Genomic DNA, 18428 nt, shown 5'->3' with positions numbered 1-18428 from the left:
CCATTTCTTCTTCATCCTTTGACCTTTTTTCGTTAAACAGAGACAGGTATCCCTTGGCTTGAACGGCGTGCTTTCCTTCGGTCATATCCTCTAAGAAATTTAGCTAACCGCAGAAAGTTATGGGCAATTATTTTAGCACCGATTACGAGCTTAGATTTGATGATACCTCTGACCCGAAGTTTATTCACCCCACGAGCCCGCTTTAATGCTGAGTTTGTTCCTTCGATGGCTGCCCTTTTACTTGTAGCCTCTCTCCGAAGTTCTTGATTCTCAATTTTCAGGCGTGTTTCTTCAACCCTTAAGGCTTTTTGGCTTACCCGTAAGACGGTATCTTTCTTTTGGAACTTAACTCGGCAAATCTCCTTCTTGGGGCATTGATCACAGACTTGACGGTCAAAGTGAGCACTTAAGATTTTCTTTTTGTCATCAAATGCTGTACGCAAGGGGGTGTATTGAGCAGGACAGCGAAGAATCTTTTGTTTATTCTCAATCTCGAATTCACTATAAGGAAGTTTTTCGTTCGATTTCTTACGTCCAGTCATATCGGTAAAATGAACAGTAACCCCTTGAGCTTGGGCTTTTTCTGCCATGTCCGGGCTATAATAACCACCATCGGTGTAGACATCTTTGATCCCATGCTCCGAAAGATTGGGAAGGGCCCTTTTAAGTAATTCAATATCACTGGTCGTATTGGGGGCAAGGTCATAATGTGTTACGATTTGGACCGCATTATCGTCAGCACAAGTTTCGGATAGATTCAAGGCATAGCCCACATGCTTCTTACCGTTTTTATTTCGGTAGGTTGCATCGGCATCATAGGCTGATTGAAGAGATTTTGAGGAGATTTCCTTAGCATTTTTCGCAAGCCAACGGTTTTCTTCTGGATTGAAGACGGCTTGCTCTCTTAAAAAACGATCCAATAGCTGAATTTCTGTTATACTTTTTAGCTCAGTGTGTTTCTCGGCTTGTTGAAGAAGTTCTGCACCATGGTCGATCAAGCCCTGAATTCGAGAGAGAGTATCCTGCTTTTTGAGTTGATACAGAAAATGAGTCTTGTAATCCGCTTTCAGAAAAACCTTTAAAGCATCGGTTCTAAGATGTTCCGGAAGGGCCTTTATTGCATTGACTAAGACATCATAGGCTAGTGAGAGCCGCCCGGCCAACTTAATATTAGACATGATCTGAGTCGAATCCATGCGTGCTTCATCCGTATTGAGCCCTGTAACGGCAATAAAGTGATCGGTAAGCTTTTCAAACTGAGCATAAATAAGATCGGCTTCCTCAGGATGTTCAAGCGAATACTGATAAAGTCTAGCGCGGAACTCATACAAAGTTCTCGGGGCGAAATAGCGTTCACCCAAGGTACGTAGGCCTAATGCATAGGAAATTTGGTAGTTAAACGCATATTCATCTAGTAAGACTTCATCGGTGTACTCCCGAATTTCCTTAATTAAATCGAGGCCCATAAAAATATTGACCGGAAAGTTAGGACGCCCATTGTCATTGGAATAGAGTGGCGCAAAAAGGTTTTCATCAATCTTGCAGAAAACATGTTCATAGAACAGTGCAGCCCAAGAATTCTGAAGCTTTTGAGCCAGTCGTTGATCCATACCATAAAGACTATTGAACAAGTTATCCTGTAAGTGATCATTATTTTCACGGAACATCTTCAAATACCCCCAAGAAACCGATTTATCTCAATCGTTCAATCAATTACTTCTTTATGCTTAATAATTCAACATTGAGAGATAAATATCCTTCTTATGACGGTCAGGTTAATGGGGTTTTTGCAGTGAAATCAATCATTGTCTTGCTTCAAGGAATAACTGATTTATCTACAGTGGCAAACCTTTTCATGAATAAGATCAGTCTAATTATCAATGCACAAATGGGTGTTATTTATTTAAGAAAATGGGAATGCAACAATGGATGTGTTAAAAATGCCGGACAGTCTTTAATCCCGCTTGCTTCATATGCATGTGACATTAACCTTTTGAAGGAAAAATCAATTCAATTAGGAAAAGGAATAATTGGCCAGTGTGCACAGGATCATCAAACAGTCTTATTAAAGGATATCCCTAAGGATTATTTAAAAATCAGCTCAGGGCTAGGGGAGGCCCCCCCGCAAGCGATACTTGTTTTGCCGATTGAATTTGAAGGGGAAGTAATAGCGGTTCTGGAGTTTGCTTCATTATATACCTTTACATTATTTGAACGAAAATTGCTTGAACGTATCGCAGGAATTCTCGGAATTGCTCTCTATAGTATTGCACAGCAGATGCAGATGAAGAATCTGCTTGAACAATCTCAGTCATTAACAGAAGAATTACAGATTCAGTCTAAGGAACTACAACTGCAACATGGAGAACTAAGAAGCGCACTTGAGCAACTGGAAAAGCAATATCAAGAGTCGGAACTTAAAACTCAGGAAATTGCGAAGGTTTCACAGTTCAAATCAGAATTTTTAGCGAATATGTCCCATGAATTAAGAACTCCCCTTAATAGTATATTGATTCTTGCACAAACACTTGCTGAGAATAAGAAAGGCGGTCTGACTCCCAAACAGGTGGAATATGCGACTACAATTCATTCAGCAGGCAAAGATTTACTTGACTTGATAAATGATATTTTGGACCTATCTAAAGTTGAGTCAGGAAAAATGAATATTATCCTCAGTGGGGTTAATTTAGAGGATTTACAAAAGGAATTAGAATGTCAGTTCATGCCTGTCGCCGATCAAAAAGGGCTATCCTTTGAAATCCAAATTTCCCCCGAACTTCCTAAAATAATAACAATGGATAAAGCCCATGTTTTACAGATTCTTAAAAACCTTTTAGCAAATGCTTTTAAGTTTACGGAACGAGGATCTATTCAACTTAAATTTTATCCGCCCGGAAAAGATACTTTATACGAAGAAGGAATGAGTGAAATACCTTTTCTTGCCGTTACGGTCAGCGATACGGGGCCGGGTATTCCTGAGGAGCAGCAGACGCTTATTTTCGAAGCCTTTCGGCAGGTTGATGGAACGATAAGCCGAAAGTATGGAGGCACAGGCTTAGGTTTATCCATCAGCCGCCAGCTGGCACACCTGATTGGCGGAACAATCAAACTAAAAAGTAAAGTAGGAAAGGGCAGTATATTTACCCTATATATTCCAATGGTACTATCAGATATTCGTAAAACAGAGCTTACACTTCACGATGAGATTACCGACCCTTCACAAATACCCACCGAAGAATCAAAATTGATGTTCGTTAATCCGAAACCATTAGAAGGCAAAACGATTTTGATTGTGGATGATGATATTAGCAATGTTTTTGCTTTAACCTCTCTTCTGGAAGCTTACAAAATGAATGTTTTGTTTGCTGAAAATGGCTGTGAAGCTCTCGAAATGCTTGGCGATCATTCAGAAATTGATTTGGTTCTTATGGATATCATGATGCCTGAAATGGATGGATACAAGACAATGACAGCGATCCGTCAAATCGAGAAATTCAAAATGTTACCCATTATAGCTGTTACAGCTAAAGCTATGAAAAATGACCGGGAAAAATGTATAGAGGCGGGAGCTTCGGATTACATTCAAAAACCAGTTAATACTGACCAATTATTGTCTGTGATGCAAGTATAGCTTCTTGAGCGGAAGAGTCAGGACGGTTCGTAAACGGGTTGGAACTCTCTATACTGCACCCCATGTTCAAGGAAAGATAAAATTAAAGAGGGAGATTATCAGACTGTGAGCATATGCATAGCGGAAAGGCATCAGGTCAATATCCTATTAGTCGATGATCGTTCAGAAAATTTATTGGCCTTAGAGGCTGTTCTTTCTTCGCAAGAATATCACATAATTAAGGCCAACTCGGGGCAGGAGGCTTTAAGATGGGTTTTAAAAGAAGACTTTGCACTGATCTTGTTAGATGTTCAAATGCCGGGATTAGATGGTTTTGAGACAGCTCGTTTGATTAAACGAAGAAAAAAATCCAGAGATATTCCTATTATTTTTATAACGGCACTGAGCCAAGCTTCAGAACACGTTCAAAAGGGATATGCTTCAGGTGGAATTGATTATATTTTTAAGCCCTTTGAACCCTCTATCTTAATCAAAAAAGTTGAAGGCTTTATTAAAATTTATCAAGACCAACTTTATCTAAAAACTCAAAGCCAGCTGTTAGAACAGCGTGCTGCAGAGCTTCAAGAGCTCAACCATGAACTTGAGCGTACGACTTCAGCCTTGAGGAAGACTGAGGCCTTAGCTTGTGCAATTACGGATGTAGCCATTGATGCAATTATTGTTTTTGATACTGATAAATGTATTATCAATGTTAATTCCGCGATCCAAACGATGTTTGGCTATACTTCTGATGAGCTGATCGGACAAAAGGCTTCGCTGCTTATTTCAGAATTGGACCTTCTATTAGCAGATAAAAGTGCCGGACTGCGGTGTACGTTCGGATTATCTAAAAAGGGAAAATCTATTCCTGTAGAAATATCATTGGGTGAGGCTGTTGTTGATGATCAAAGACTGATGGTTTGCTCAATACGTGATATCACAGAGCGAAAGGAAATGGAGCGAGCACGAGAAAAGCAATATGAACTTTTAGAAAAACTTGTTCAGGAACGGACAATGGAACTGAGTGCCGCTAATGAGAAACTTCAACTTTCTGAACAGCTATTCCGTAAAACGTTTGAGTTTAGCCCTAACTTAATGGCGATTCAGTCTGCTCATGATGGCTTCTTCATTGATGTTAATGAAAGCTGGGAAAATAATACCGGATATCGATTGGAAGAGATTAATAATCTTAATCTTAAAGTAGTTCAATCTTCCGAAGCTGATTTATTATCTCGATTCCATAGTAAGGAATCTTTGCGTAATGTCCATATCACTTATAAGACGAAAGCGGGTATGATTCGGGACGGACTTTTATCGACCGAGATTCTAAAATTAAAAGGGAAGAAATGTTTACTTTGGGTAGTCACCGATATTACCGAACGGTTACACATTGAGAAAGAAATGGCTCGTTTAGATCGTCTGGATTTGATTGGTGAAATGGCCGCAGGGATTGCTCATGAAATAAGAAATCCGATGACCACAGTTCGCGGCTTTTTACAGATGACAAGTGCACGTTCACACCATATTCAAAGTCGGGAATATTTTGATTTAATGATAAATGAACTTGATCGGGCGAACTCCATTATCACTGAATTCCTTTCACTTTCGAAGAACCATGCATTGGAGTTAAAGAAAGATAATCTAAATCGACTTCTTGAAACTCTTTTTCCATTGATTCAAGCGGATGCTTTCAATCATCAAAATGATGTTCGAATGGAGATGGAGGAGATTCCGAACTTAATGCTTGATCAGCGAGAAATTCGTCAGATGATCTTGAATTTAGCGCGAAACGGGTTAGATGCAATGCAACCCGGCGGAATTTTAAGTTTGCGGACATTTTTTAACTGTGAAGAGGTTGTTCTAGAGGTAGAGGATCAAGGAAAAGGAATCGAATCAAGCGTTCTTGAAAAATTAGGGAATCCTTTTTTTACGACAAAAGAGAATGGAACCGGATTAGGCCTGGCGGTTTGCTATAGGATTGCGGAAAAACATCACGCACGAATTTCCATAAAAACCTCTTCCCAAGGAACGATATTTGATGTCCATTTCCCCAACTGAAATTTTTTTAAACAATTCCGCAAGGATTTTGGGGTGTTGTGTCGAATAACTCCTATTATGCAAACATGCATACCTCAGAAATCTGTTATATATAAGGAAGTGGAGTTATTAGAATGAAGAAAAAGTTCACGAAGATTATTTGCCTTGGCATAGCGGGGACACTCTTATCTGTTTATCCCGTCCAAGCGAATAGTTTACAAGATCAGCTTCAACAATATAAATCACAGTATAACCAGTTAAACTCTCAATTAGAAGGACAGAAACAACAGGTTTCATCAGCCTCTGCCCAGGCGATTGCTCTGCAGCAATCAATCCAAACCTTAAATGATAATATCGCGGCTTACCAAAAAGAATTAAATCAAGAACAAAAAGATTTAAAAGCCCTTGAAGAAAAGCAAAAGGAGCTTGAAAAGAAACGTCAAGATCACGTTGATGCTTTAGGACAATACTTAAGAACGAATTATGAAGAAGGTGTATCAAGTTATCTTCAAGTCGTTTTCCAAGCAACGAGTTTAAGTGACTTTTTAACGCGCCTTGATAATGTTTCGACGATTGTTAATACATATGGCAGACTGCAGCAGGAGCTCAGCCAAATCAATCAGGATCTATCTTCGCAACAAGCACAAATTCAGGAAAAAAGTAATTCCCTAGAAGAAATGATTCAGGCTAAAACTCAGAGCCAGAAAACTGTACAGGCCGCTCTTATAAAGCAGAAAACCCTTGTTTCGCAGTTAAGTGCGGAGCAAAAATCAACATATCAGTCAGCTGTAAATGCTAAATCAAATGTGGATCGTGTTGACCGATTAATTGCACAGCAAGAAATGGAAGCTCGTTTAGCTGCCCAAAGCCCAATCTCTGACAGTGGGACAAGCTCATCCGCAAGTGAACCGGTCGTTATTTCCGGGGGAGCGCAGGAACTTCTCAGTTATGCCTCGCAATTTTTAGGCACTCCTTATGTTTGGGGCGGCACGAGTCCTAGTGGTTTTGACTGTTCTGGTTTTACGCAATATGTTTTCCGTCATGTGGGAATTAATTTAACCCGAACCTCTCAGTCCCAATTTAACCAGGGAACTGCAGTTTCTCGGTCAAATTTAAAACCGGGGGATCTGGTTTTCTTTACGACCTATGGCTCAGGAGCTACTCATGTAGGAATTTATGCCGGAAATAATACGATGATTGACTCCTCAAACGGGGGGGTAACTTATGAAAATATGAATAATTCTTATTGGGCCCCCCGGTATTTGGGTGCTCGTCGATTGATAAATTAAGTTGATAAGTTAAGTTGATCAGTATGCCGACATTATTTCCCACATAATGGAAATAATAGACACCTTTTATCAAGGATTTTTGAATACGGATAGGGAACTTATTGTTATTCAAAAACCTTGTATAAGGGGTGTTGCGCGGATGATTCGGAATAATGCAAGAGAAATCCTCATTATAAATCAGAAAGTCATTTCATTGCGGGAAAGATTCAAGAAGATTAATAATCCAAAAGAGGCAAGCACTCTTCTCCATCAGACTCTTGAATACTTAATTCCAGCGGACAAGCAGATGCTTCAGAAATTCATTGCTGATTTAAGGCAGAATGCCACAGATTTAAAATTTGAATATTATCGTGCACGTTGCCAATATATTTTGATTCCGCCCGAGGATGCTTTAACATTTTGGATCAATCATATCTTAGGAAGCTGCCCTGAAGGATCACGTTTTGCATACTTTGAAGGCGAGATTCTAGAATTGCTTAAAATTCTGGAAACGGCTCAGATGAAAGATAATCAACGAGGTCTTCCCAGTAAGGAAGTTTCAGCAGCGTTTAAAATTATTAAGAATAAATATCCGGGATTCTTGGGAGGACTTACACGTGAACCGCTCTTGATTCCTGTGATGGGCTTTAGTATCCAAAGTAAGACTGTTATGTCTTGGCCCCAATATCATTGCTTCGTACTTTTTGCATCTAAAAATGGTGAGGAACGATCGCTTATTTCGATTGTACATTCCTTAGTTCACAGCATCCACTATTCTTTAACTGGGGATCTTAACATATTTCCCCCAGGTTTCGAAAACTTGCAAAAGAATTTATTTGAGGAGCCAAGCGGAATTCATGCCTTAGATGCGGAAAGTGTTGCTGAAACAATTACCGCTTCTCTCCTTTATGATACTGAATATATGTCTCAAGTTGCCTATATGGAATTGAACCATCAGCAGCATGAGGCAATCAAAAATTATTTAATCTGGTTACAATCCTTGTTTTCCCCGGGGCTTGGTAGAAATGTTAAAAAGTTAATGGAAGAGCATGATCAGAAACTTCGTGCATAAGCACCCAATTTACCATACGAATTTTAAAAAATGAGATTCTTGTTATTTCAACAAGGGTCTCATTTTTTATAGTTAATAGTGTCTTTTATTTGATGGCATAAATAAATCCCTTATTCATAAACATGATAGTACGTTGATTTTAACGCAGGGTTAAGCTTTGTGGATGCATAAAGTAAGGGGGATTCAGCTTGTTTTTCGATAAAGAGAGTTTTAAACAAGCCTATTTGGAGAAGTTTGCTGAAGCTGAAGGGAAAACGCTTGATGAAGGGACCTTCTGGGATAAGTATCATGCGCTCGTTCTTCTGCTAAAGGATAAGGTTAGTCTATGTCGCGCCTTAACCAATGAGGCATATTCCAATGAAAAAGAAAAACAAGTCTATTATTTTTCAATGGAATTTTTAATCGGCAAGCTGTTGCTCTTCTATTTAGTCAACATGGAAATTCTTGATATTGTCAGAGAAGGGCTTGCCGATCTAAGCATTGATCTCGATCAACTGTTAGCCCAAGAAAGTGATGCCGGGTTAGGAAATGGGGGGTTAGGGCGGTTAGCAGCTTGCTTTTTAGATTCTATGTCTTTTAAGGGAATCAAGGGGCACGGGAATGGGATACATTACAAATATGGATTATTTGAGCAAAAGATAATCAATGGTTTTCAAGCAGAAATTGCTGACAACTGGCTCAAGAATGGTTATCCTTGGGAAATGCGTAAACCGGATAAATCGATTGTTGTCCGCTTTAAAGGGGAGGTGCGTATAGAATATTCCCAGGGGAAATTAAGTTTTATTCATGAAAATTATGAACCTATCCTAGCTGTCCCTTATGATATTCCGGTATTCAGCTATCGCAATCCCTTTTACATTAATAATTTGAGGCTTTGGAGTGCTGAGCCGATGACTGCGGGAATAGATCTTGATCTATTTAATCGAGGCGAGTTTAAACAAGCGCAGAGCTATAAGTCTGAAGTCGAAGCAATCTCTTCAATCCTTTATCCGGAGGACAGTCACCCTGCGGGAAGGGAACTGCGTTTAAAACAAGAGTATTTTTTTGTCGCGGCGGGGCTTGGTTCGATCCTGCATAGTTATAAAAAGGCAAATCCTTCCTTGCAGGATTTTGCACAGTGGGTCGCAATTCATATCAATGATACTCATGCGGCACTCTGTATTCCCGAATTAATGAGATTGTTGATGGATGAAGAAGGTTTGGGCTGGGAGGAAGCTTGGAGGATCACTGTTGATGCAACAAGCTATACGAATCATACCATCATGCCTGAGGCCTTAGAAAAATGGCCTATTGAAATGATCCAATCTCTTCTTCCACGAATCTATTTGATTATCGAAGAAATCGATCGCCGTTTCCGGGAAGAACTGCGCTTTAATTTTCCGGAAGATCCCGAGCTTCCTGCTCGTTCAGCTTTAATTAGAGAAGGGCAGATCCATATGGCTCATCTGGCCATTATCGGAAGTCATTCCATTAATGGGGTCGCAAAACTTCATTCCCGTTTACTCACTGAACAGGTATTTCCGCATTTTAATAAAGTTTTCCCTGAGCGCTTCAATAATAAAACGAATGGTGTAAGTCACAGACGTTTTCTTTATGCCGCAAATCCGGAATTAGCCCGGCTTATTACGGAGGCAATTGGCCCCCATTGGAAAAGAAATGCGGAAGAGCTCCAAAAACTAGAGCTTTTTAAGGATGATTCAGCCTTTCTTGAGCAATTAGCAGAAGTCAAAACGAAGAATAAACTTCGGCTTATCCAATATGTTAATAAAAAGCACGGGATAATGATTGACCCGTCTTCCGTATTTGATATCCAAGTGAAGCGGATTCATGCCTACAAGAGACAACTCTTGAATGTTTTTAAAATCATGAACCTCTATAATCAGTTAAAAGCAAATCCCAATTTTTTAACTGAACCGCAAACTTTTATTTTTGGAGGAAAAGCAGCACCCGGCTATCATTACGCAAAGACCGTGGTCAAACTGATCAATACCCTTGCCCATAAAATAAATTCCGATAAAGATGTTAACGAAAAGATGAAGCTTATTTTTCTGGAGAATTTTAATGTTTCTTTGGCTGAATTAGTCTATCCCGCGGCTGATATTAGTGAACAAATTTCGACAGCCGGTAAAGAAGCCTCAGGGACAGGAAATATGAAATTTATGATGAACGGAGCCTTAACTTTAGGTACTTTGGACGGAGCTAATATTGAGATTCGGGAAGCTGTCGGCAAGGAAAATATCTTTATTTTTGGGCTTAAAGTGGAGGAAGTTCTTGATTACACTTATCGGGGTGGATATAAAGCATGGGATGAATATTCACAGAATTTTGATCTCATGCGAATTATCGATCAATTGGTTTGTGGGTATTTTCAAGACGTAGGCGGGGAATTCATGATCATTCATGATTCTCTATTACGCTATAATGACGAATTTCTCGTTCTGAAGGATTTTCGCTCTTATTATGAAACTTATCAGAGGATGCTTGACCTCTACACTCGGAAACAGGAGTGGTCAAAAGCAACCCTGATCAATATTGCTCGATCCGGTCAATTTTCTAGTGACAGGGCAATTCATGACTATGCAGAGGAAATTTGGAATATTCGTTGCCGTTAAATGAATGAATTAGGGACAAGTGAATATATAGGTTAGTAGAGGGAAGTGAAAATATGCTCAAAAAAGAGTGCGTGGCTATGTTGTTAGCCGGGGGCCAGGGCAGTCGGTTAGGGTCTCTAACAAGAAATATTGCTAAACCTGCCGTACCTTTTGGCGGGAAATATCGAATCATTGACTTTAGTCTGAGCAATTGTTCTAATTCGAACATTGATACAGTAGGAGTTCTTACTCAATATAAGCCATTTGTCTTGAATTCCTATATTGGTGCAGGCGCAGCGTGGGATCTTGATCGGGCATTTGGCGGAGTCAATATTCTTCCCCCTTATATGGGTGAAACTGAGGGTAGTTGGTATAAGGGAACAGCTAATGCGATTTATCAAAATATCAATTTTATCAATTACTATGATCCTGATTATGTCCTCATTATTTCGGGAGATCACATCTATAAAATGAACTATGCGGCTCTTATCGATTATCATAAAGAAAAGGAGGCTGAGGTGACGATTTCAACACTGGAAGTTCCTTGGAAGGAAGCCTCACGTTTCGGTATTTTAAGCGTTGATGAAGATTACCGAATCACTGAGTTTCAGGAAAAGCCACCGTACCCGGTAAGTAATTTGGCTTCAATGGGAGTTTATCTTTTTAACTGGTCGATTCTCAAAGAGGCTTTATTTGAGGATGAGTTAGATGAGGGCTCAGAGCATGACTTTGGCAAGAACGTTATTCCCAGCCTGCTGAATAAAGGAAGAAGACTCTACGCTTATTCCTTTCAAGGGTATTGGAAAGATGTAGGTACGATTGAAAGCTACTATGAGGCGAACATGGAGGTCTTGCGTTCCAAGGATTCCATTGACATCTTTGATTCTGAATTTAGGATTTTCTCAAATGATATCGTTCAAACTCCTCATTATGTGGGCGCCGAGGCAAAGATTGAAAACAGTCTAATTAGCAACGGATGTGTCGTTTTAGGAGAGGTCTATAATTCTATTCTGGCCCCGGGAGTCTATGTCGGAGAAGCTTCTCAAGTCAGAGATAGTATCGTTTTCCATCATGCAAAAATTGAAACTGACTCCTATATTGAAAGAGCGATTATCGGTGAAAAGACAGAAATTCAAAGTCACTGTATCATTCGGGCTAAAGAAAAGAACAGCTCAGATTCATCAGAAATTACAGTCGTCCAGGATCATCATATTATTCCCAAGGGTACAGTCCTATAGGCAGGGAGGCAATGCCACTAAATAGCATCTAAGTATGCAGAAAGGGAAGATCGCTGATGAGAAGTGTTATTGGCATCATTTTTGGTAATACCCGGTCTGATTTACTTCAAGGCTTAACCCGGGAACGGCCGATCGCGGCCGTCCCTTTTGGCGGGAAATTCCGCATCCTCGATTTTCCGTTATCGAGTTTCGTTAATACCGGAATTCGCACTGTGGGATTGATTACTCCCCAGCATTACAGGCCGGTGCTGGATCATACAGGGGCAGGAAGAGATTGGTATCTTGATCGTAAGGCAGGCGGACTTTTTATCTTACCGGGGGCAAATCATGGATTAATCAATGAACAATCCCAATTCAATATTAAGGATCTGGCTCTTAATATTGAATTCTTAGAAAAAGATGTCTCTGAAAATGTTGTAATAGCCAACTGTAACCAAGTTTATAATTTAAATTATCGTGATGCGCTGAACTTTCATGAAAAAAAGCAAGCTGATATTACGATGCTTTATAAGGAATCTGAATATCCCGGTGATCTTGAGGAAAGGATAATTCTATCACTGGGCGATGGGCAAACCGTTCAAGCCCTAGCTCATCAAGAAGAATCTCCGCTAAGCTTAAGACCATATTTCATAGATATGTTTATCATTCGCCGTAAACTATTATTGGAGTTAATCAAAGGATATAAAACGATAGATAAGGTAGATATCTTAGAGGCAATGAAGGATAATCTAGACGTGCTCAAGGTTTATGCGTTTAAAGTTGATACCTATATCGGGAGGATTCGCTCCGTCTTGGATTATTTTAATCGGAATATGGATCTTTTAAAACCGGAAATACGTAAAGAACTATTATTAAGTAAGAACCAACTGTTTACTAAGATCCGTGACAAACCTCCAACATTTTATGGTTTAAGCGCAAACGTTCGGGATTCTCTTCTTACGGGCGATTGTTCGGTTGAAGGCGATATTGAGCATTCCATCTTATCCCGCGGGGCTGTGATTAAACCCGGAGCTAAAATTAAGAATTGTATCCTTCTCCAGAAATGTTTCATTGGAGAAAATGCCATCCTCGAAAATGTAATCCTTGATAAATTTGTGGAGGTCAAAGCCGGAAACGTACTAAAAGGAAGTATGGACAATCCCTTAGTCATTTCAAAAAGATCGGTTATATAGCTATAATTATAGGATTTAGAAAAATTAACAATTTAAAGGATTTATAAAGTTGAACCTAGAAAAAGTTCCCTATAAATTGTTATGGAAGGATGGAGAAATTGATCGAATTATCTTGGCAAAGATACAAAAGTAATTTATACGTAGATCCCGAATTGGATCTTATGCTTGATATTAGCCGTATGATTTTTTCAAATGATTTTTTTGACCAAATGACTCCTCAAATGAAGAATATCTACACCCAAATTGATCAGCTGGAAAAAGGAGCAATTGCGAACCCCGATGAGAATCGAAGGGTAGGACATTATTGGCTGAGAAATTCCGAAATCGCCCCATCCATAGAAATATCCAATGCTATTCAAGAAAATATTAAAAATATAAAAGTATTTGCTGAGCAGATTCATAGTGGAGAAATTTGTACTGAAAAGGGAGAACGCTTTCGGAATATACTGCTTATCGGGATTGGGGGCTCCTGTCTTGGACCTCAGTTTGTTTCTAATGCACTTGGAACAAATAATGATCAGATGTCCTTTTTTTCAATTGATAATACTGATCCCGATGGAATGGATCGAATCTTTGCACGTCTGGAACAGGAACTCGATGCGACTTTATGCATTGTTATATCGAAAAGCGGCGGAACACTCGAAACTAGAAACGGAATGCTTGAAGCCAAAAATCGCTATCAAACGCATGGCTTAAGTTTTTCAAAGCATGCCGTAAGTATTACGCAAGAGGGCAGTAAACTTTATCAAACTTCTCAAGATGAAGGATGGATTCGGTCGTTTCCCATGTGGGATTGGGTCGGGGGAAGAACCTCTGTGTTTTCTTCAGTGGGACTCGTAGGTCTCGCCTTACAGGGGATTGATATTGATTCTTTGCTGGAGGGTGGACGACTTTGTGATATTAAAACCCGGGAAGCTAACACCTCAAAGAATCCAGCCGCACTTCTTGCCCTAATGTGGTATAAGGCTACAGAAGGCAAGGGAGGCAAGCAAATGGTAATGCTTCCTTACAAGGATAGACTTGTCCTTTTTTCAAAATACCTGCAGCAGCTTCTAATGGAGTCTTTAGGCAAAGAAAAGGACCTTGAGGGCAACATTGTTCATCAAGGCCTTACAGTCTTCGGTAATAAGGGAGCAACAGATCAGCATTCTTATGTTCAACAACTTCTTGAAGGTCCTGATAATTTTTTTGTAACGTTTATTGAAGTGTTAAAAGATCGAAATCTACCATCGCCTATCCTTACAGATAATAGCACAAGCGGAGATTATCTTCAGGCGTCTTTACTCGGAACACGCAGCGCTCTATCAATGAAGGGGCGTGAGTCGATAACGATTACAATATCTGATGTTACACCATCATCGATTGGCGTGCTGATCAGCCTATTTGAGCGGGCTGTCAGTATCTATGCTCTATTAGTGAATGTTAATGCCTACCATCAGCCTGCTGTCGAAATGGGAAAGACAAGTACAGGGAAAGCGATTGATTTGAAAAACCGCGTTCTCGATTTTTTAAATGCAAATCGCGGTCAAAAGTATACAATTGAGGAATTGGTTCAACAGCTCCATTGTATAGATGATGAGGAAATTCTTTTTAAATTGTTGATTCATTTACGAACAAATCCGGATCATTCGGTTAAGGTTCTAAAAAGTGGAGAAAGTATTTTCGTAGATCGGTATTATATTGAATAGATCTATGAGGTAAGGAGCGCATAGCGAGCTGCGCCGTAAAGCGCCGTTTGTTCTTCAAGTATGACGTAGACAGGTATGCTTGAGAGTAATTCATGAAATCTTCCCTTATCATAAAATGCTTTGAGAAAGGAACTTTCGCGGAGCTGAGGAAGGAGTTTAGGGACTATTCCACCTCCAAGATAGATCCCGCCATAGGCTAAACTCCTCAGAGCAAGGTTGCCGGCCTCCGCTCCGAGAATTTCAAGGAATAGGTCAAGGGCAGATTGGCAGTAGGGACAACTTTTATTGATGGCTTTTTTGGTAATTTTCTGCGGTGTAGGTAGAGGAGAAGCTTTATGATTAGCTTCGTCCTCACTTAAAAAGAAGTGATAAAGATTGATAAGGCCGGGACCGGAGAGGATTCTTTCATTGCTCACGTGTCCCAGTTCTTGATGAAGGAAACGCCACAAGCGCACTTCCAACTCACTGCGGGGAGCGAAATCGGCATGTGCTCCTTCGGAAGGGATTACACTGTCACTATCGATGATCAAGGATTCCCCTAGGCCTGTTCCCGGTGCAAGAATTGCACGATTCAAAGAGGCTGGATCAGAGCCGCACTGCATTTTTTTACCTGAAGCAAGGCAATAAAGCTGTGATGAATTGAGTGTCGGAAGGCCGTAGCCGAGAGCCATAAGATCGTTACAAAAGTGTAAGGGAATTTTGATATTCAGTGATTTTCGTATGTACTCTAAATCTATAGCTCTGTTAAGATTGGTGAGATGGCAGAAGTTCTCACCAATCGGTCCGGCTAAACTCAGACATCCGGTCTCAATCTCTTTGGGCTGTATTCCTGCATCCTTTAAAAATTCATGGAGCAAATCCACCGGGTCCTGCCAGCAACTGCTGGCTTGTTTTTTTTCATAAACAAGATGAAGCTCTTTTTCGCTTCTTTTGAATAGACCTAACCGAGTATTTGTACCCCCAATATCCCCTGCTAAAATCATGAAGAACTAATCAACCCCTTCTTCTTTTCAGCGCCAGACCACAATTTTAATGCTTAAATTATCATTTTTGCGTTATAATAGGATGTATTCTTAGTCATTAAAGGAGATTCTCATGTTAATTGTTCTTGCATATCTTGCTGCTAATGTTTTATCTAATTTATCTGTTTCATACTTCGGAGCGATATCAACTCCTATCAACGCATTTTTGCTTATTGCTTTTGATCTTGTATCTCGTGATGCACTGCATGAGCGATGGCACCATAATAACCTTAAACTCAAAATGTTACTATTGATTGGGACAGGTGCAACCCTATCCTATTTTTTAAACCGTGGAGCAGGTCAAATTGCCATAGCCTCATTTGTCGCTTTTCTTCTTACGGGTTTGACGGATACTCTGGTTTATCAAATGCTTAGGAATCAACCCAAGCTGATCAAAGTAAATGGCTCCAATATTGTATCTGCAGCGGTGGACTCGATTGCGTTTCCAACGATTGCTTTTGGCAGCTTTATTCCGTGGGTTATTATAGCACAATTTTCTGCCAAAATTTTTGGAGGGTACATTTGGTCATTGATTCTTTTCCGAGGAAATAAGAGAAAGAAGGGAGAAGCCACAGCATGAAAAAAGCGGTAATTTTACTTTCAGGGGGATTAGACAGTACTACATGCATGAGTGTAGCCCATCAAGAAGGTTATGAGCTCTATCCAATCTCTTTTAACTATGGGCAAAGACACCAAAGAGAATTAGAAAGTGCCAAAGCTGTTGCATCTTTCTATCACGTTAAAGAACATCGTATTTTTGAGATTGATAATGTGGGAGGAAGCGCACTAACAGATCCTTCAATATCAGTGCCGGCATATCATGATACGGAGGAAATTCCTATAACTTATGTACCTGCCCGCAATATCCTTTTTTTAAGTTATGCTCTTGGATATGCTGAAGTCCTTGAGGCTGAAGCCATTTTTATTGGCGTAAGCTCGATTGATTACAGTGGTTATCCGGATTGCCGTCCTGAATTTATTAAAGCTTTTCAACACGTTGTCAAGGTTGGAACAAAAGCAGGAGTTGAAGGCAAAGCGATTAAAATTAGAACACCCCTTATGCATCTGTCTAAAGCGGCCACAATCCAATTAGCGATGAAAAATAGCGCTCCCTTGCATCTTACGACAAGTTGTTATCAAGGGGGAGAGAAAGCATGTGGAATCTGTGATAGCTGTACACTGCGTCTTAAAGGGTTCAAAGAAGCGGGTTTGGTTGACCCCATCCCGTATGAGAATAAAGTTAGCTCTTAAATATTAAACAAAATAGCAATGCCCCTCATTTTGCATTAATTAGGAATGGATTAGAGGAAATACATTTCATCTATCGAATTGAGACAGATGAAAGAAGGTGTCCTAATTTATATGCAGCATTTGTCGGCTAAGGATTGTCGTGTTTTTTCATATCCACCGGAAAAAATTTATGATGTCCTTTCCAATATTCCGGAATATAAAAAATGGTGGCCCTGGGGAGTAAGAGTTAAAGTAATAGAGCATGGAAAAGATAGAATCGACGATAAAATTGAGGTTTGGGCTTCCGGAGGTTGGTTTAGATGCAAAGTTAATGCACTCCAGCCCATCGAACGAGTCGAAATTATGTATTATGCGGGAGTTGTTCTGGGAAAATCAGATTGGACGATCATCCCTCAGCAGGATGGGATGACAAAGGTTTGCTATACAATTGACCTTGAACTTAACGGAACATTGCCCAAATTGATGGGGGTGTTTATCGATTTTTCCGCAATTCATTCTTTCCAATTTCGGAGGGTACTGGCCTGTTTAGATAATTATCTTCGAAAAATGGTTCAAACCAAATAAAGAAGGACAATTCGATAAAGAAAACCCGGCTTCGCCGAGCCTTAAGCGAAGGCAAAGCCGCTGGTTGCACTTATACTATCAACCGATAAAAACTTATACATTCCGATACGTATAATAAAAAAAAGACCCTTCTGATTACTTCTCAGGAGGGTCTCATTTTTAGGCATTAACGGCTTGATTATCTATAACTTTATTAAGCAGATTAACCGCTTGTTCTTGGGTTATTCCTTTAACTTGAACGACTTCGCTTGCAAAAATTTGACGGGCGGTATTTAACATATTTGCATCATCCATACCTAGCTTATTCTTGTTGCGTTTACTTTTACGGGTTAAATCACGGATGATTTCCGTAATTCTATAGATGTCACCGCTTTTAATCCGTTTTTTGTTAATTTCATTGCAAGAACGTCTATCATCAAAGATAACAGGATCCGTATTACCATTATTGATATTTTGAAGAGCACCATCAATAATTTCGGGTTCAACAACCTCGCGAATATTTAAGTTCGTGGAATTATAAATAGGAACCATTACCTTCATGTTGATATGAGGTATATTTAAGATATAGTAGAGCTGGCTTTGGCCAAGGACTTCTTTTTCTTCAATTGCCTCAATAACCCCGGCCCCGTACATGGGATAAAGAATCTTGTCGCCAACATGAAACATTGACACACCTCCTTAGCAACTATGGCTATAGTATATCACAAGTTGTAATATTTTGCAAAACTTATATATTACTACTGTATATACTGTGTGTCAACACTAATAATCCTAGAGCTTTTTGCGTTGTAGCTATTTTTTCCGATGTCCCAAGGCACTGGAATATTTTACTTCTTAAAAACTGCCAACTTTATCGGTTGAAAACCTGTTTACTCATTTTATTCGCTTAATATAAACGATATTGTCCTAAAAATG

The 18428-nt window shown here is 39.7% G+C and carries 14 protein-coding genes; 11 read left to right on the top strand and 3 right to left on the bottom strand.

Translation table 11 applies throughout. The annotated features are described in order from the left end of the window. Positions 1-32: 32 nt before the first annotated feature. The gene (locus tag VB077_RS16320) at positions 33-1667 is read right to left on the bottom strand and encodes a transposase (protein ID WP_323416320.1); all 1635 of its coding nucleotides are present in this window, start codon (positions 1665-1667) and stop codon (positions 33-35) included. 125 nt (positions 1668-1792) lie between these two features. On the opposite strand from VB077_RS16320, the gene VB077_RS16315 reads away from it, so the two are divergent. The 8 genes from VB077_RS16315 to VB077_RS16280 all read left to right on the top strand — a co-directional run bounded on the left by VB077_RS16315 (position 1793) and on the right by VB077_RS16280 (position 14676). Beyond that, entirely contained in the window at positions 1793-3631 is a 1839-nt protein-coding gene (locus tag VB077_RS16315) for a response regulator (RefSeq protein ID WP_323416319.1), read from the top strand. A gap of 105 nt (positions 3632-3736) precedes the next feature. Beyond that, positions 3737-5668 carry a PAS domain S-box protein gene (locus tag VB077_RS16310; protein ID WP_323416318.1) on the top strand — a complete coding sequence of 644 codons (1932 nt, stop codon included), beginning with the start codon at positions 3737-3739 and terminating at the stop codon, positions 5666-5668. A gap of 113 nt (positions 5669-5781) precedes the next feature. Then, positions 5782-6936 carry an NlpC/P60 family protein gene (locus tag VB077_RS16305; RefSeq protein ID WP_323416317.1) on the top strand — a complete coding sequence of 385 codons (1155 nt, stop codon included), beginning with the start codon at positions 5782-5784 and terminating at the stop codon, positions 6934-6936. A gap of 139 nt (positions 6937-7075) precedes the next feature. Next, the gene (locus tag VB077_RS16300) at positions 7076-7987 is read left to right on the top strand and encodes a hypothetical protein (protein WP_323416316.1); all 912 of its coding nucleotides are present in this window, start codon (positions 7076-7078) and stop codon (positions 7985-7987) included. 188 nt (positions 7988-8175) lie between these two features. Further along, positions 8176-10599 (top strand): glycogen/starch/alpha-glucan phosphorylase, encoded by a 2424-nt coding sequence (locus VB077_RS16295; RefSeq protein WP_323416315.1) that lies wholly within the window; start codon positions 8176-8178, stop codon positions 10597-10599. 53 nt (positions 10600-10652) lie between these two features. Then, a complete protein-coding gene (locus VB077_RS16290) occupies positions 10653-11816 on the top strand; it encodes a glucose-1-phosphate adenylyltransferase (protein WP_323416314.1) in 1164 nt (387 codons plus the stop codon). A 56-nt stretch (positions 11817-11872) separates the two neighbouring features. After that, positions 11873-12988 (top strand): glucose-1-phosphate adenylyltransferase subunit GlgD, encoded by a 1116-nt coding sequence (gene glgD, locus VB077_RS16285; RefSeq protein ID WP_323416313.1) that lies wholly within the window; start codon positions 11873-11875, stop codon positions 12986-12988. Between the two features lie 89 nt (positions 12989-13077). Then, on the top strand, positions 13078-14676 hold the full coding sequence (locus VB077_RS16280; protein WP_323416312.1) for a glucose-6-phosphate isomerase: 1599 nt from the start codon (positions 13078-13080) through the stop codon (positions 14674-14676). Between the two features lie 2 nt (positions 14677-14678). Here VB077_RS16280 and glk read toward each other — a convergent pair whose 3' ends face one another. Next, the gene (glk, locus tag VB077_RS16275; RefSeq protein ID WP_323416311.1) at positions 14679-15659 is read right to left on the bottom strand and encodes a glucokinase; all 981 of its coding nucleotides are present in this window, start codon (positions 15657-15659) and stop codon (positions 14679-14681) included. Positions 15660-15771: 112 nt separating this feature from the next. Between glk and VB077_RS16270 the strand changes: the two genes are divergently transcribed. From VB077_RS16270 to VB077_RS16260, 3 genes are all read left to right on the top strand, one after another. After that, positions 15772-16278, top strand: a complete 507-nt coding sequence (locus VB077_RS16270) for a VUT family protein (protein WP_323416310.1) — start codon at positions 15772-15774, stop codon at positions 16276-16278. Continuing rightward, positions 16275-16949, top strand: a complete 675-nt coding sequence (gene queC / locus VB077_RS16265; RefSeq protein WP_323416309.1) for a 7-cyano-7-deazaguanine synthase QueC — start codon at positions 16275-16277, stop codon at positions 16947-16949. The genes VB077_RS16270 and queC overlap by 4 nt, the downstream gene beginning before the upstream one ends. A 111-nt stretch (positions 16950-17060) precedes the next feature. Further along, a complete protein-coding gene (locus VB077_RS16260) occupies positions 17061-17513 on the top strand; it encodes a type II toxin-antitoxin system RatA family toxin (protein WP_323416308.1) in 453 nt (150 codons plus the stop codon). Positions 17514-17672: 159 nt separating this feature from the next. Here VB077_RS16260 and VB077_RS16255 read toward each other — a convergent pair whose 3' ends face one another. Next, positions 17673-18179 (bottom strand): CarD family transcriptional regulator, encoded by a 507-nt coding sequence (locus VB077_RS16255; RefSeq protein WP_323416307.1) that lies wholly within the window; start codon positions 18177-18179, stop codon positions 17673-17675. Positions 18180-18428 lie beyond the last annotated feature (249 nt).

It is taken from the genome of Desulfitobacterium sp., from assembly GCF_034927245.1.
Lineage (GTDB): Bacteria > Bacillota > Desulfitobacteriia > Desulfitobacteriales > Desulfitobacteriaceae > Desulfitobacterium_A.
Note: the sequence above shows the minus strand (reverse complement) of the source record. Positions and strands in the feature narration are given on the sequence as shown.